The organism is Microbacterium sp. SS28 (assembly GCF_022761035.1).
Lineage (GTDB): Bacteria > Actinomycetota > Actinomycetes > Actinomycetales > Microbacteriaceae > Microbacterium.
This window is the reverse complement of sequence record NZ_JAKWJP010000003.1, coordinates 295,655-308,215: the sequence shown is the minus strand read 5'-3', so window position 1 is coordinate 308,215 and position 12,561 is coordinate 295,655. Positions and strand designations below refer to the sequence as shown.

The 12,561-nt window shown below is 70.4% G+C and carries 11 protein-coding genes; 3 read left to right on the top strand and 8 right to left on the bottom strand.

Features of this window, described 5'->3' with window-relative positions:
* Nucleotides 1-85 precede the first annotated feature (85 nt).
* The 7 genes from MJ607_RS10565 to MJ607_RS10535 form a co-directional block, all read right to left on the bottom strand.
* Nucleotides 86-253, bottom strand: a complete 168-nt coding sequence (locus tag MJ607_RS10565; protein ID WP_243075555.1) for a hypothetical protein — start codon at nucleotides 251-253, stop codon at nucleotides 86-88.
* A 26-nt stretch (nucleotides 254-279) separates the two neighbouring features.
* Nucleotides 280-1,344 (bottom strand): alpha/beta fold hydrolase, encoded by a 1,065-nt coding sequence (locus MJ607_RS10560; protein WP_243075554.1) that lies wholly within the window; start codon nucleotides 1,342-1,344, stop codon nucleotides 280-282.
* Nucleotides 1,341-2,222, bottom strand: coding sequence for a transposase (locus MJ607_RS10555; RefSeq protein WP_243075553.1), 882 nt, complete (start codon nucleotides 2,220-2,222; stop codon nucleotides 1,341-1,343). The genes MJ607_RS10560 and MJ607_RS10555 overlap by 4 nt, the downstream gene beginning before the upstream one ends.
* A gap of 28 nt (nucleotides 2,223-2,250) precedes the next feature.
* The gene (locus tag MJ607_RS10550; RefSeq protein ID WP_243075552.1) at nucleotides 2,251-2,931 is read right to left on the bottom strand and encodes a GTP pyrophosphokinase family protein; all 681 of its coding nucleotides are present in this window, start codon (nucleotides 2,929-2,931) and stop codon (nucleotides 2,251-2,253) included.
* A 76-nt stretch (nucleotides 2,932-3,007) separates the two neighbouring features.
* Complete coding sequence (locus MJ607_RS10545) at nucleotides 3,008-4,312, bottom strand: xylulokinase (RefSeq protein WP_243075551.1); 1,305 nt, start codon at nucleotides 4,310-4,312, stop codon at nucleotides 3,008-3,010.
* A 173-nt stretch (nucleotides 4,313-4,485) separates the two neighbouring features.
* On the bottom strand, nucleotides 4,486-5,673 hold the full coding sequence (xylA, locus tag MJ607_RS10540) for a xylose isomerase (RefSeq protein WP_243075550.1): 1,188 nt from the start codon (nucleotides 5,671-5,673) through the stop codon (nucleotides 4,486-4,488).
* A 177-nt stretch (nucleotides 5,674-5,850) separates the two neighbouring features.
* Entirely contained in the window at nucleotides 5,851-7,530 is a 1,680-nt protein-coding gene (locus tag MJ607_RS10535) for a sugar-binding protein (protein WP_243075549.1), read from the bottom strand.
* 341 nt (nucleotides 7,531-7,871) lie between these two features.
* Between MJ607_RS10535 and MJ607_RS10530 the strand changes: the two genes are divergently transcribed.
* Complete coding sequence (locus MJ607_RS10530; protein ID WP_243075548.1) at nucleotides 7,872-9,035, top strand: ROK family protein; 1,164 nt, start codon at nucleotides 7,872-7,874, stop codon at nucleotides 9,033-9,035.
* A gap of 18 nt (nucleotides 9,036-9,053) precedes the next feature.
* Here MJ607_RS10530 and MJ607_RS10525 read toward each other — a convergent pair whose 3' ends face one another.
* Complete coding sequence (locus MJ607_RS10525) at nucleotides 9,054-10,049, bottom strand: LacI family DNA-binding transcriptional regulator (RefSeq protein ID WP_243075547.1); 996 nt, start codon at nucleotides 10,047-10,049, stop codon at nucleotides 9,054-9,056.
* Between the two features lie 170 nt (nucleotides 10,050-10,219).
* Here MJ607_RS10525 and MJ607_RS10520 point away from each other — a divergent pair, with 170 nt between their 5' ends.
* The gene (locus tag MJ607_RS10520; RefSeq protein WP_243075546.1) at nucleotides 10,220-11,509 is read left to right on the top strand and encodes an ABC transporter substrate-binding protein; all 1,290 of its coding nucleotides are present in this window, start codon (nucleotides 10,220-10,222) and stop codon (nucleotides 11,507-11,509) included.
* Between the two features lie 11 nt (nucleotides 11,510-11,520).
* The gene (locus MJ607_RS10515; protein WP_243075545.1) at nucleotides 11,521-12,546 is read left to right on the top strand and encodes a carbohydrate ABC transporter permease; all 1,026 of its coding nucleotides are present in this window, start codon (nucleotides 11,521-11,523) and stop codon (nucleotides 12,544-12,546) included.
* The last annotated feature ends 15 nt before the right edge of the window (nucleotides 12,547-12,561 follow it).

Below are 12,561 nucleotides of genomic sequence, written 5' to 3'. Positions count from 1 at the left end.
CGATCCCGGCGCGCGAGCGGGACCGGGGGCGTGCACGCTCACCCCGTCGGGGTCACCGCGCCGTCAGTCCGCCGTGACGCCGCCGTCAGTCCGGGAACGACCAGGTGTCCAGGACGTCGTCGAGCCACAGCATCATGCCGGGCAGTGCGAGGTACGCGACGGTCGCGTGCGTCGCGAAGGGGATGCGCTCGTAGGTGACGCGGATGCCGAGGGATGCCTCGTGCTTCACGAAGTCGGTCGTGTCGGACGGCACGACGAGAGTGTCGTCGAGGCCCTGCGCTACGAACAGGGGGGCGTCGAACGCGACCGAGCCCGCGGAGTTCTCGGCGAGGAGCTGCGCCCACGGCGGGGTCTTCGTGGGGTCGCTCTTGGTGAACGCCCCCCCACGACGGGCTCGCCGATCGCGTGGAGCTCGGGAATGTTGGTGAGCAGACACAGCTCGTTCATCTGCGGCAGGATCGCGATCGCCTCGGGGGTGAGGATCGTGTCGAGCTCGGCGCCGGGGACGCTGTCGCCGTAGGTGTCGGCGAAGGCCTGGAAGGCGTAGGAGCCGATCGTGACGCCCGAGATGTCGTCGAGGTGCACCGACATGAGGTCCGACAGATCGGCCGCGGGCGCGGCGACCGCGACGGCCCGGATGTCGAGCTCCGGCGCGTACTTCGACGCCTCCTCGGCGGCGAAGAGTGCGGCCTGACCGCCCTGCGAGTGACCCCACAGCACGACGTCGTCGCTCGCGGCCTCGCCGAGCACCTCCTGCGCGGCGCGCACGGCGTCGAGCACGTTCCGGCCCGCCGTGCCGCCGACGAGGTACGAATCGGGACCCTCGGTGCCCATACCGGCGTAGTCGGTCGCGACGACCGCGAAGCCGCGCTGCAGGAGGAGGCGCAGACCCTCGATGCCGAGGAAGGGATCGAATCCGTAGGAGGGGGCGCAGTCGCGCGCCGAGCCTGTCGTCGGATGCCCCCACGAGACGAGCGTCCGCCCACCCTCGGGCGCGGGCCCCCACGGCTCGATGAGGACGCCCGTCACGACGACGGGGTCTCCTGCGGCCGTCGTCGAGCGGTACATGATGCGCCACGCGCGGCTCGCGAGCGGCGTGCCCAGCAACGCGTCGGTCTTGACGATCGTCCCCGGGTCGCCGACTGCCGCGTCGGCCGGCTGGGCGTAGAAGTCGTCGATCCCGGGCCGCTCGAGCGCGTCGCCGACGAGGCGCACCCCGATCGCGACGACGAGCGCGCCGGCGATCGCGAGGAAGCCGGCCATGATCGCGAACGCGAGGGACGCGCGCCGGCGCGCAGACCACACGCCCGAGCCGGAGCCGCCGCGCTTCGGACGCCGGGTCATCCGGCGCTCAGGTCGTCGACCGCGGCGCGCGCCGAGTCGGCTGTCTTCTGCGCGGAGCGGGCAGTGGATGCCACCACGGCGCGCTCCGCGTCGATCCGCGCCACCTCGGCATCGGCCGCCTGCGCATCCGTCTCGAACCGCAGCACTTCGGCGCGCAGCTCTTCGAGCCGCTCATTCAGATGATCGGCGCGCTCGCGGGCCTTGCCGAGCCGCGCCTCGACGCGTGCGAGCGCGCGCTCGGCCTCGGACGCCGCATGCTGGGCCTCGCGCAGCGCCTTCTCAGCGGCCCTGCGCGCGCGGCGCTCGGCGAGATCGTCGCGCGAGGGAGGCGGCGCGAGCGTCGTGCCGTCGACGGGCGTGCCGCCGACGGCGCCCGCGAGGTCGACGGCGTCGAACCCCGTCGCCTCGAGCGCCCGGACGAGACGGCCCGACATGACGGCGGCGGCGGCTCCGGCATCCATCACGGCCGCATTGATCGTCTTCTCGAGGTCTTCGCGCGCGCCCGCGCCGACGGCGACGCCGCGTTCCTGTGCGAGGGCGACGGCCTGCTTGGAGAGCGCCGCGACGAGCGCGCGGCGCTGCCCTCCGAGCCGCGAGAGCTCAGCCGCGTCGAGGTCGTCCTGCGCCTCGCGGAGCGCGGCCGACAGCTCGAGCGCGTCGCCCAGCTGCCCCTCCCGAGCCAGCAGGCTCACGGCCCAGGCGGCGACGGCGGGCTTGGCGAGCCGCTTGACGGCGACGCCGACCGGCCGGGGCGCGGCCCCCGCCCGCGCGTTGCGCGCCGCCGTGAACTCCGCGGGCGGCAGGGCGTACAGCTCGACGGCGATCGCATCGATCGCGTCGAGCTCGTCGGACCCTGCGGGCGACGGCGGCTGCGGCATCCCGTCCATTGTGCCCGCAAGGGCGGGCTCAGACGGCGACGACCTTCGCGGCGCGCGGGCCGTGCAGCTCGCGGTGCAGGCGCTCCATGCGGTGGTCGAGCTCGGCGGCCGAATCCGCGGCGTCTTTGAGCTCGGCGAGCAGCCGCTCGGGAACCTGACTGTCGTACTTGTAGTAGATCTTGTGCTCGAGGCTCGCCCAGAAGTCCATGGCGATCGTGCGGAACTGCACCTCGACGGGCACGTCGACGCGTCCCGTCGAGAGGAAGACGGGCACCTCGATGATCGCGTGCAGGCTCTGATAGCCGTTGGGCTTCGGCTCGGCGATGTAGTCCTTGACCTCGCGCACCGTGATGTCGTCCTGCCGCGCGAGCAGGTCGAAGAGTCGGTAGACGTCCGACACGAAGCTGCACGTGACGCGCACGCCCGCGATGTCGGTGATCCGCTCGCGGATCGCGTCGAAGTTCGGCTCGATGCCCTTGCGCTCGACCTTCTCGACGAGGCTGTCCGGCGACTTGACCCGGCTCGAGACGTGCTCGATGGGGTTGTAGGAGTGCGTGTGCTCGAACTCCTCGCGGAGGATCGAGAGCTTCGTCTCGATCTCCTGCATGCCGAAGCGGTACTCCCGCAGGAATCGCTCGGTCTGATCGCGCAGAGCCCTCAGCTGCGCCGCCCAGACGTTCAGAGACGCATCATCCGCGGGGGTCGCCATGATCTCAACCTATGGACCCCGCCTATACAGCGCCTGTGAACCCGGGCGGCGAGCGTGATACTCGGGATGCCGCGGACTAGGCAGCGGCGACCCGGGCTGCCTGCCCAGCGGCGCCGAGGGCGACGTACTCGCCCGGCTCCGGCACCTCGACGGGGATGCCGAGCACGAGCGGCGCGATGACCCGCACCGCCTCGGACTGCGCTCCGCCGCCGACGAGCAGGGCGCGCTCGAGCGGCACGCCGAGGCCGCGGAGCGCTTCGAGCCCCGCGCCGAGGCCCGAGAGCATGCCCTCGACGGCGGCGCGAGCGAGGTTCTCGCGCGTCGTCGAGGCGAGCGTCAGGCCCGTGAGCGAGGCCGTCGCGTCGGGGAGGTTGGGGGTGCGCTCGCCCTCGAAGTACGGGACGAGGCTCAGTCCCCCGGCACCCGGCTCCGCCGCCAGGGCGAGGCGCGAGAGCTCGGCATGGTCGACGCCGAGCAGGCGCGCGATCGCATCGAGCACGCGCGCCGCGTTGAGGGTCGCGACGAGCGGCAGGAAGTGCCCGTCGGCGTCGGCGAAGCCCGCGACGGTGCCGGTCGGGTCGATCGTGCGCTCCTCGCTCACTGCGAAGACCGTGCCCGAGGTGCCGATCGAGACCACGACGTCGCCGAGGCCCGCGCCGAGGCCGAGGCCCGCGCCGGCGTTGTCGCCGGCGCCGGGGCCGACGCGGCGACCCGCTTCGTCCTCGACCCACTCGAGCGGACCGAGGACGCGCGGCAGGATCGCGTCCTGGCCGAGCGCGGCGACGAGCAGGTCACGGTCGTAGCGGTCGTTCGCGGGGTTCCAGTAGCCCGTGCCCGAGGCATCCGATCGGTCCGTCACGAGCTCTTCGAGCACGGGGCCGCGCGGCGACTCGCCCACGGGGCCGAACCCGCGCAGGCGCCAGGTGAGCCAGTCGTGCGGAAGTGCGACGGCAGCGACCTTCGCAGCGTTCGCCGGCTCGTTGTCGCGCAGCCAGCGCAGCTTCGTGATCGTGAACGACGCGACCGGCACGAGGCCCGTGCGCCGCGCGAGCGCATCGGCCCCGAACTCGGCGATCAGGTCGGCCGCGGCGCCCGCCGAGCGGGTGTCGTTCCAGAGCAGGGCAGGACGGATGACGCGTCCCTCCGCGTCCAGGACGACCATGCCGTGCTGCTGGCCGCCGACGGCCCAGGCGTCGACGTCCTCGAGTCCCCCGGCGTCGGAGATCGCGCCCTGCAGGGCGTCCCACCACGCGGCGGGATCGACCTCGGTCCCGTCGGGGTGCGAAGCGCGACCCTGCCGGACCACGGCGCCGGTTGCGGCATCCGTCACGACGACCTTGCACGACTGCGTCGACGAATCGACTCCCACGACGAGCGTCATGGCTCCCCGCCTTTCTCCATGTCCCGGCTGCTTCTCTTCATGTCCCGATTCCCACCGCTCGCGGCCCCTTGGCCGATCGAGAGTGGGACACGATCGCCCGGGCGCGCGAGGCTGCGCCGGGACGGATGCGGCGGCGGAGCCATGAGCCCCGCCGCCGCATCCGGTGACCGTCGTCAGCGAGCGCCGAGCAGGTGCTCGGTCGCGAGCTGCTGCAGGCGGACGAAGCCGCCGCCCTTGCCGCCGAGGTACACCGACGCGTCGAAGTCCTCGTAGGCCGAACGGTCCGCGAGGAAGTCCTCGTACGTCTCGCCCGGGTTGAGCGTCGGCGTCGTCAGCTCGAAGACCTTGGCAGCCTCGAGCGCCTCCTGCACCTCGGGGTCGGCGCGGAAGGCCGCGGCGCGCTCCTTGAGCAGCAGGTACGTCTGCATGTTGGCCGAGGCCGAGTCCCACACGCCCTTCTCGTCTTCGGTGCGCGAGGGCTTGTAGTCGAAGTGGCGCGGGCCGTCGTAGGCCGGGACCCCGCCCGGGCCGCCGTTCTCGAGGAGGTCGACGAGCGCGAACGCGTTGTGCAGGTCGCCGTGCCCGAACACGAGGTCCTGGTCGTACTTGATGCCGCGCTGGCCGTTGAGGTCGATGTGGAAGAGCTTGCCGTGGTACAGCGCCTGCGCGATGCCGGCGGCGAAGTTGAGGCCCGCCATCTGCTCGTGGCCGACCTCGGGGTTGAGACCGACGAGCTCGGGGCGCTCGAGGGAGTCGATGAACGCGATCGCGTGGCCGAGCGTCGGCAGCAGGATGTCGCCGCGGGGCTCGTTGGGCTTCGGCTCGATCGCGAAGCGGATGTCGTAGCCCTTGTCGGTGACGTAGTCGCCGAGCAGGTTGACGGCCTCGCGGTAGCGCTCGAGGGCCTGGCGGATGTCCTTGGCCGAGTCGTACTCGGCTCCTTCGCGGCCGCCCCACATGACGAACGTCTTGGCGCCGAGCTCGGCACCGAGGTCGAGCTGGCGGAAGACCTTGCGCAGCGCGAAGCGGCGCACGTCGCGGTCGTTCGCGGTGAAGCCGCCGTCCTTGAAGACGGGGGCCGAGAACAGGTTCGTCGTGACCATCGGGATGATGAGGCCCGTGTCGGCCAGGGCGCCCTTGAGGCGGTCGATCTGCGTCTGACGCTCAGCGTCGGTCGAGCCGAAGGCGAAGAGGTCGTCGTCGTGGAACGTGAGGCCGTAGGCGCCGAGCTCGGAGAGCTTCTCGACGGCGTGCACGACATCGAGCGGGGGCCGCGTCGGGCCGCCGAAGGGGTCGGTGCCGTTGTAGCCGACGGTCCAGAGACCGAACGAGAACTTGTCGGCGCGGGTGGGGGTGGGCATGGCGCTCCTTTGCGAACGACCGTGGGTGGAATTGTTGTCGAGGACAACGTATCTCATCTCCCTCCGCATCGCCACTCCCCGCGCGTTGCTCGCATCGCGTCGCGGCGGCTCGGCAGCCCATAGAGCCGCCCCGGCAATGGAGGAGGGGTCGGACGAAGCCCGTCCGACCCCCGCCGGTCACGGTGCGCGGAGGAGCAGCGCCGACCCGCTCTTGGACGGGGCCGCGAACGGGGATCCCAGGAACTCGGCCCGGATGACGTAGACGCCGGGAGGGAGCGACGGGAGAGTCACTCTCACTCCGCCCCACGACTCGACCGCGAGCAGCCCACCGAGCGGTTTGCCGTTGGCCGTCAGCTGGACCGTGCCGCCCGCAGAGCTCCCGACGCCCTTGATCTGCACCCGCGCGATGACGGGCTGGGCCGTCGTCGAGGAGCGGCGGGAGAGGAGCAGCGATGTCGTCGACGGCCAGAGGCCGTAGAGCAGGTTCGACTGCGCCACGGTGGCCGGGAAGCCCGCGGCGGTCGCGGTCACCGCCACGGTGAGCACCTTTCCGCGATCGGCTTCGACGACGCGGTATGTCGTGCCCGTAGCGCCGGGGATGGCGTCGCCGTTGCGCCTCCACTGGTAGGCGAACGTCACGTCGCTCCTGTCCCACGTGCCGGAGTCGACCGTGAGGGTGTTGCCGACCTGGCCCGTGCCCGTGACCTTGGGCCGCACGAGATTGACGGGAGACTTCGGCGGCTCGGGTGCGACGAGCTGCGCGGTTCCCCACCGGGCCGTGGACTGCGCACCGGTCCCGGTCGGGTCCGCCCACGTGCGGATCGCCGTGCGCTGACCGCCCGAGGCGTCGTTCACCTGGACGTCGAGGCCGTGGACCGTTCCAGGTCCTCCCGCCGCGGCGAGGTCGATCGAAGCCTCGACGCGATAGCCGCCGCCGACCAGCGCCGTGGCCGCCTGAGTGCGCGCCTGCTGGAAGCTCGCGTCCCCCGTGCCGAACGAGACCTCACCCGCGGCGCTCACGCGGATCTGCGAGTCCTCCGGACGGTAGGGGCCGTTCTTCGCGTTGCCCGGGTCGAGGAAGATCTCGACGGAATCCTGCGACGACGGGTCGGCGGCGCTCACATCGATGACGGGATCGGCGACCTCGGCCAGCACGAAGAGCTTCGAGCCGGCCCAGAGTGTGCGGACCGTCGCGGCCGCCGCCCCCGCATCTCCGAGCACCACCTTCGACGTCGTGACACTGGGGGCGCTCGACCACGCTGCATCGACCGCGCCGTCCACGACGGGCGCGGCGTCCGCCTGCGGGACCTTCGCCAACGACAGCGCCTCGACGAGTCGGAGCTTGCCGTTCTCACCGCGCGGCATCCAGCTGACGTCTTCCCCGCTCTGATCCATGACGATCAGGTTGAAGTCGATCTCGTCGCCGAGCGCGGGCACGGGCCGGTCGGCGTCTTCGAACCAGGCCTCGATGACCATCGTGTACCCTCCCGGTCGACCGAACACGCCTCCCTTCAGGTCACCGATACCGTCCCTCCAGAGGTTGCCCCACCCCCAGATCGACACGCCGTCGCTGTCGTCCTCGTTCGCCGGGTCGTCGACGTCCACGTAGATCGTCAGGTGGGTGGGTGCCCAGAGCACCTGGAACCGCGCCTTGCCGTCGATGTCGATGAGCGGCATAGCGCGCCACTCGAGCGCCGTGGCGGCGTTGCGGTCGATGGGCACCTGACCGGCATAGGCATCAGCCCTCTTGACGGTGTCCGCGGCCTGCTCCTCTGCGAAGGCCGGCGAGACCAGGCCCGCGACCATGACGACGGCCGCGAGAGCGGCGATCGCGCCGCGTCGATTCCATGCACGCATGCAACTGCTCCTTGGATCCGGTGGTGATGCGGGGTGGAGCTGAACACGGCGCGCGATCGCGGACGGAGGATGGATCTCCCCAGACATCCGCACCCGCGCCGGGGCCGACGCTAGCGGAGCCCGCCTGGTCGCGACAAGGACGATCATCACGGTGACGACTTCTTCGCCGAAGGAGTCCGCCCGGAGGGGCTGCGGATGGACATCTCGCGCGCCCCGTTGTGCGCGACGGCACGGGCGCCCCGCCCGACGCGCCTCCCGAATTGTTGTCGAACGCAACGTACGCTGGGCGCGTGCCCTTCTCCTTCGGCGGCCCCGCGCAGGGACACCCTTAGGGTGAAGGCATGAACGAGCAGGTGGGCAGTCGACAGGCGAACCTGTCGCGACTGCTGCGCCTCGCGCACCTCGACGGACCGGTCTCGCGTGCGACACTCACGCTCGCGACGGGGCTGAACCGGTCGACGATCGCCGACCTCGTCGGCGATCTCGTCGCGCTCGGCCTCGTCGAGGAGCACGTTCCCGACCCCAGTCGGCGCGTCGGCCGCCCCTCGCCGCTCGTGAGTGCACACCCCGCAGTCGTCGCGATCGCGGTCAACCCCGAGGTCGACGCCCTCACGATCGGCGCCGTGGGTCTCGACCGCACCGTGCGACGGCGAGAGCGCATCGAGATGTCGGGACTGCTCACCCCCGAGCGCACCGCCGAGCTGATCGCCGAGCGGATGGAAGCGTGGCGCGGCGAGGACCTCGCCGACGCCGCCATCACGGGAGTCGGCATCGCGGTGCCGGGTCTCGTCCGCGCATCCGACGGACTGGTGCGCGACGCTCCGCATCTGAGATGGAGCGACATCGCTCTGCGCGAACTCGTCGTCGAAGCGACGGGCCTGCCGACGGTCATCGGCAACGACGCCGCGATGGGAGTCGTCGCCGAGCACCTCTTCGGCGCGGCGAAGGGCATCGATCACGTCGTCTACCTCAACGGCGGCGCGAGCGGCATCGGCGGTGGCCTCATCGTGCACGGGATGCCGGTGGCGGGCGCCTCCGGCTACTCCGGCGAATTCGGCCAGAACCGGCCGGGAATCGCATCCGGCGCCGATCGTCGAGCAGGCGAAGGCGTGCTCGAGGACGAAGTGAGCCGTGCGCGGCTCCTCGCCGCCCTGGGCCGGAGCAATGCCGACGAGCCGACGCTCGCCGAACTGCTGCGCACGACGGGCGCGACAGACGTGCTCGAAGAGATCGCCCGCCAGCGACGCATCCTCTCGACCGCGCTCGCCAATGCCGTCAACGTGCTCAATCCGGCCGTCGTCGTGCTCGGCGGTTTCCTCGGGATGCTCGCCGCCCACGACCTGGAGGGCTTCCGGGCTGCGGTCGCGGCACAGACGATGGCCGCCAACGGCGAAGACCTCGAGATCAGGCCCGCCGCTCTCGGCGAGGACCGCCTGCTCATCGGCGCTGCGGAAGCAGCGCTCGCCGACCTCCTGGGCGATCCCGCCGGCTTCACCGCGCGCTGAGCCGGTCGTCGACCTTCCTCAGAGAGGCGGAGCCGTCGTCGCCCGCGCAACGAGACGGGTCGGCAGCTTGAGGTGCGTGACCTTCGGAGTCTCACCCCTCATGAGCGCGAGGAGCATCCCCGCCGCTTCGGCGCCGAGTGTGTGCATCGGCTGACGCACCGTCGACAGGGCGGGGGCCGCTTTGGATGCCTCCGGCACGTCATCGAACCCGATGACCGAGAGGTCGCGCGGAACGTCGAGTCCGAGCTCGGCCGCCACCTTGACGATCTCCAGCGCCGTGGTGTCGTTGGCTCCGAAGATCGCGGTGGGCCGATCGGGGCGTCTGAGCATTTCAAGTGCCGCGACGCGCACGGCGTCCTGGCGGTAGCTCCCCGTCGCCACGAGCCGGGGATCGACGGCGATTCCCGCGTCTGCCAGCGCTCTGCGGTGCCCCGCATCGCGGGCGATCGATGAGCGCAGATCCGGCCTGCCCGCGATGAACCCGATGCGGGTGTGGCCCAACTCGGTGAGGTACCTCGTCGCCTGGATCGCACCGCCGAAGCTGTCGCACTCCACGGTCGGCAGATCGGCGGGACCGGTGTGCGGGTCGATCGCGACGACCGGGACTTCGGTGCCGACGTTGACGACCGTCGGCGTGACGATGATCGCGCCGTCGATGAGCGTGCCGCTCAACCGGGAGAGAGAGCGGCGCTCCCAGCCCTCGGCGGCGCCACGTGAACCCGAGTAGGCGAGAAGGTCGTACGCGGAGTCGCGGAGCGCCTCGCCCACGCCCTTCAGGATCTCGGCGCTGAACGGCTCGAAATCCGCGACGAGCACCCCGATGACGCCTGTGCGGCGGGAGCGCATGCTGCTCGCGATCAGGCTCGACTCATAGCCGAGCTCGGCGACGACGGCGAGCACATGATCGACGGTGTGGCTGGCCACCCCGTAGCGGCCGTTGACCGCTTTCGAGACCGTCGCGACCGAGACTCCCGCCGCGGCGGCGACATCCATGATGGTGGGTCGACGGTCCATGATCTCGAAAGCATAACGGGTTGGAAACCGTTTTCGAAAACGTTTGACAGGCATTTGTTGCGAACTGAGACTTATCCCGCTCGGTTGGCACGCCGAGCAGGCGCGGTCCCGACCGCGCTGCCACCACGCCCCGGAGCAGGGGTGTCCTCAAGGAAGAGAACGGGAATCACATGATGCGCAACAGGATCCTGGCAGGGTCCGCCGCACTTGTCGTCGGCGCACTCGCGCTCGCCGGCTGCAGCGCCGGCGGCTCCAGCGACAGCGGCGACGGCAACGTCGAGATGTCGCTCTGGCAGAACTCCACGACCGGGCCGGGTCAGCAGTTCTGGAAGGACGCGATCGCGGCCTTCGAGGACGAGAACCCCAACGTCACGATCAAGATGCAGTCCATCCAGAACGAAGACATGGACGGAAAGCTGCAGACGTCCCTCAACGCGGGCGACCCGCCGGACATCTTCCTGCAGCGAGGCGGCGGCAAGATGGCCGCGATGGTGCAGGCCGGCCAGCTCATGGACCTCACCGGGAAGATCGAGGGAGAGGCCAAGGACAACATCTCGGAGGGCTCGTTCAAGGCTGAGACCTACCAGGACAAGGTCTGGGCCATGCCGCTGTCGGTTCTCCCCGGAGGCATCTTCTACAGCCAGGACCTCTACACCGCGGCCGGCGTCACCGAGACCCCCACGACGATCGACGAGCTCGTCGCGGCGAACGACAAGCTGAAGGCGACCGGTGTCGCCCCCCTCGCGCTCGGCGCGAAGGACGCCTGGCCCGCGGCGCACTGGTTCTACTGGTTCGCCCTGCGCGAGTGCGCTCCCAAGACGATGGAGGAGACGGGCGACTCGAAGGACTTCAGCGACCCCTGCTGGCTCAAGGCGGCCGAAGACCTCGAAGAGTTCGCGGCCACCGATCCGTTCAACGAAGGCTTCCTGACCACCTCGGCCCAGCAGGGCGCGGGCAGCTCGGCCGGCCTCGTCGCCAACCACCAGGCGGGCGGCGAGCTCATGGGCGCGTGGGACCCGGGTGTGATCGCATCGCTGACGCCCGACCAGAAGCCTCTTGCCGACCTGGCCTGGTACCCCTTCCCCGAGGTCTCGGGCGGCAAGGGCGAGCCCGGCTCCATCATGGGCGGCGTGGACGGCTACTCGTGCTCCGCGAAGGCGCCCAAGGAGTGCGTCGACTTCCTCAACTTCATCGGGTCGGACGCTCAGCAGACCGCCTATTACAAGGCGTTCAACTCCCCGCCGGTCAACTCCCAGGCTCAGTCAGCCGTGGAGGAGCCCTACCTCAAGCAGATCCTCGAGGCCTACAACCAGGCTCCGTTCGTCTCGCAGTGGCTCGACACCGTCCTCGGGCAGAACGTCGGCAACGCGCTCAACGTCGCCGTCGTCTCGATGCTCGCCGGGCAGAGCACGCCGCAGCAGATGATCGACGAGGCCAACAAGGCCGGGGCGAAGGGCTAGGAAGACCTCTCATGCAGACAAGCGAGACACCGAAGACGGACGATCGCCCGGAAACGGATCTCGCGCAGCGTTCCGGGGGCGGCGGCGTCACACCGCCGCCCTCGGCATCGCGGCGCCGCCGTCCCCGAGGAACCAGCTGGAAGGGCCGTCTGGAGATAGCGATCCTGGCCGGCCCGGCGATGCTCGTCTTCATCGGGTTCGTCATCTTCCCCGTGATCTTGGCGGCGTACTACGGCTTCTTCAACTGGCACGGCTACGGGCCGGCGACCGACTTCATCGGCCTGAAGAACTACGTCACGATCCTCACCGACCCGGACTTCCAGGAAGCGCTCGGTCACAACGCGTTCATCGTCGTGACCTCGCTCCTCATCCAGGGCCCCATCGCGCTGCTCCTGGCGCTCCTGCTCAACCGCAAGATGCGCGGCCAGTCCGTCATCCGCGTGCTCATCTTCGTCCCCTACGTCATCGCCGAGGTCGTCGTGGGCACCGGATTCAGCCTGCTCCTGGCGACCAACGGGGGTCTGAACGGCGTGCTGGAGAAGTGGGGCATGACCGGGCTCGCCCACGACTGGCTCGCCGACCCGAACATCGCCATCTGGACGCTCGTCGCGATCCTCACCTGGAAGTACGTCGGGTTCGCCGTCATCCTCTTCCTCGCAGGGCTTCAGAGCATCCCCGATGAGCTCTACGAGGCGGCCGCCATCGACGGCGCCACCTACTGGCAGATCCAGCGCCGCATCACGATTCCGCTGCTCGGGCCGACTCTGCGCATCTGGGCATTCCTGTCGATCATCGGCGCCCTGCAGCTCTTCGACCTCGTGTACATCATCTGGGGGCAGTACGTCGCTCCCGTGGCGGGCACCTCCACGATGGCGACCTACATGGTGGCCAACGGCCGCAACGCCGGCAACTTCGGCTACGGCAACGCGGTCGCCGTCGTCATCTTCGTCATCTCGCTCGTCGTCGCCCTCATCTACCAGCGCTTCGTGCTGCGGCGCGACACCGCCGGCGCGCTCACCGAAAGGAACGCAGAATGACCACCGCCGCACTGG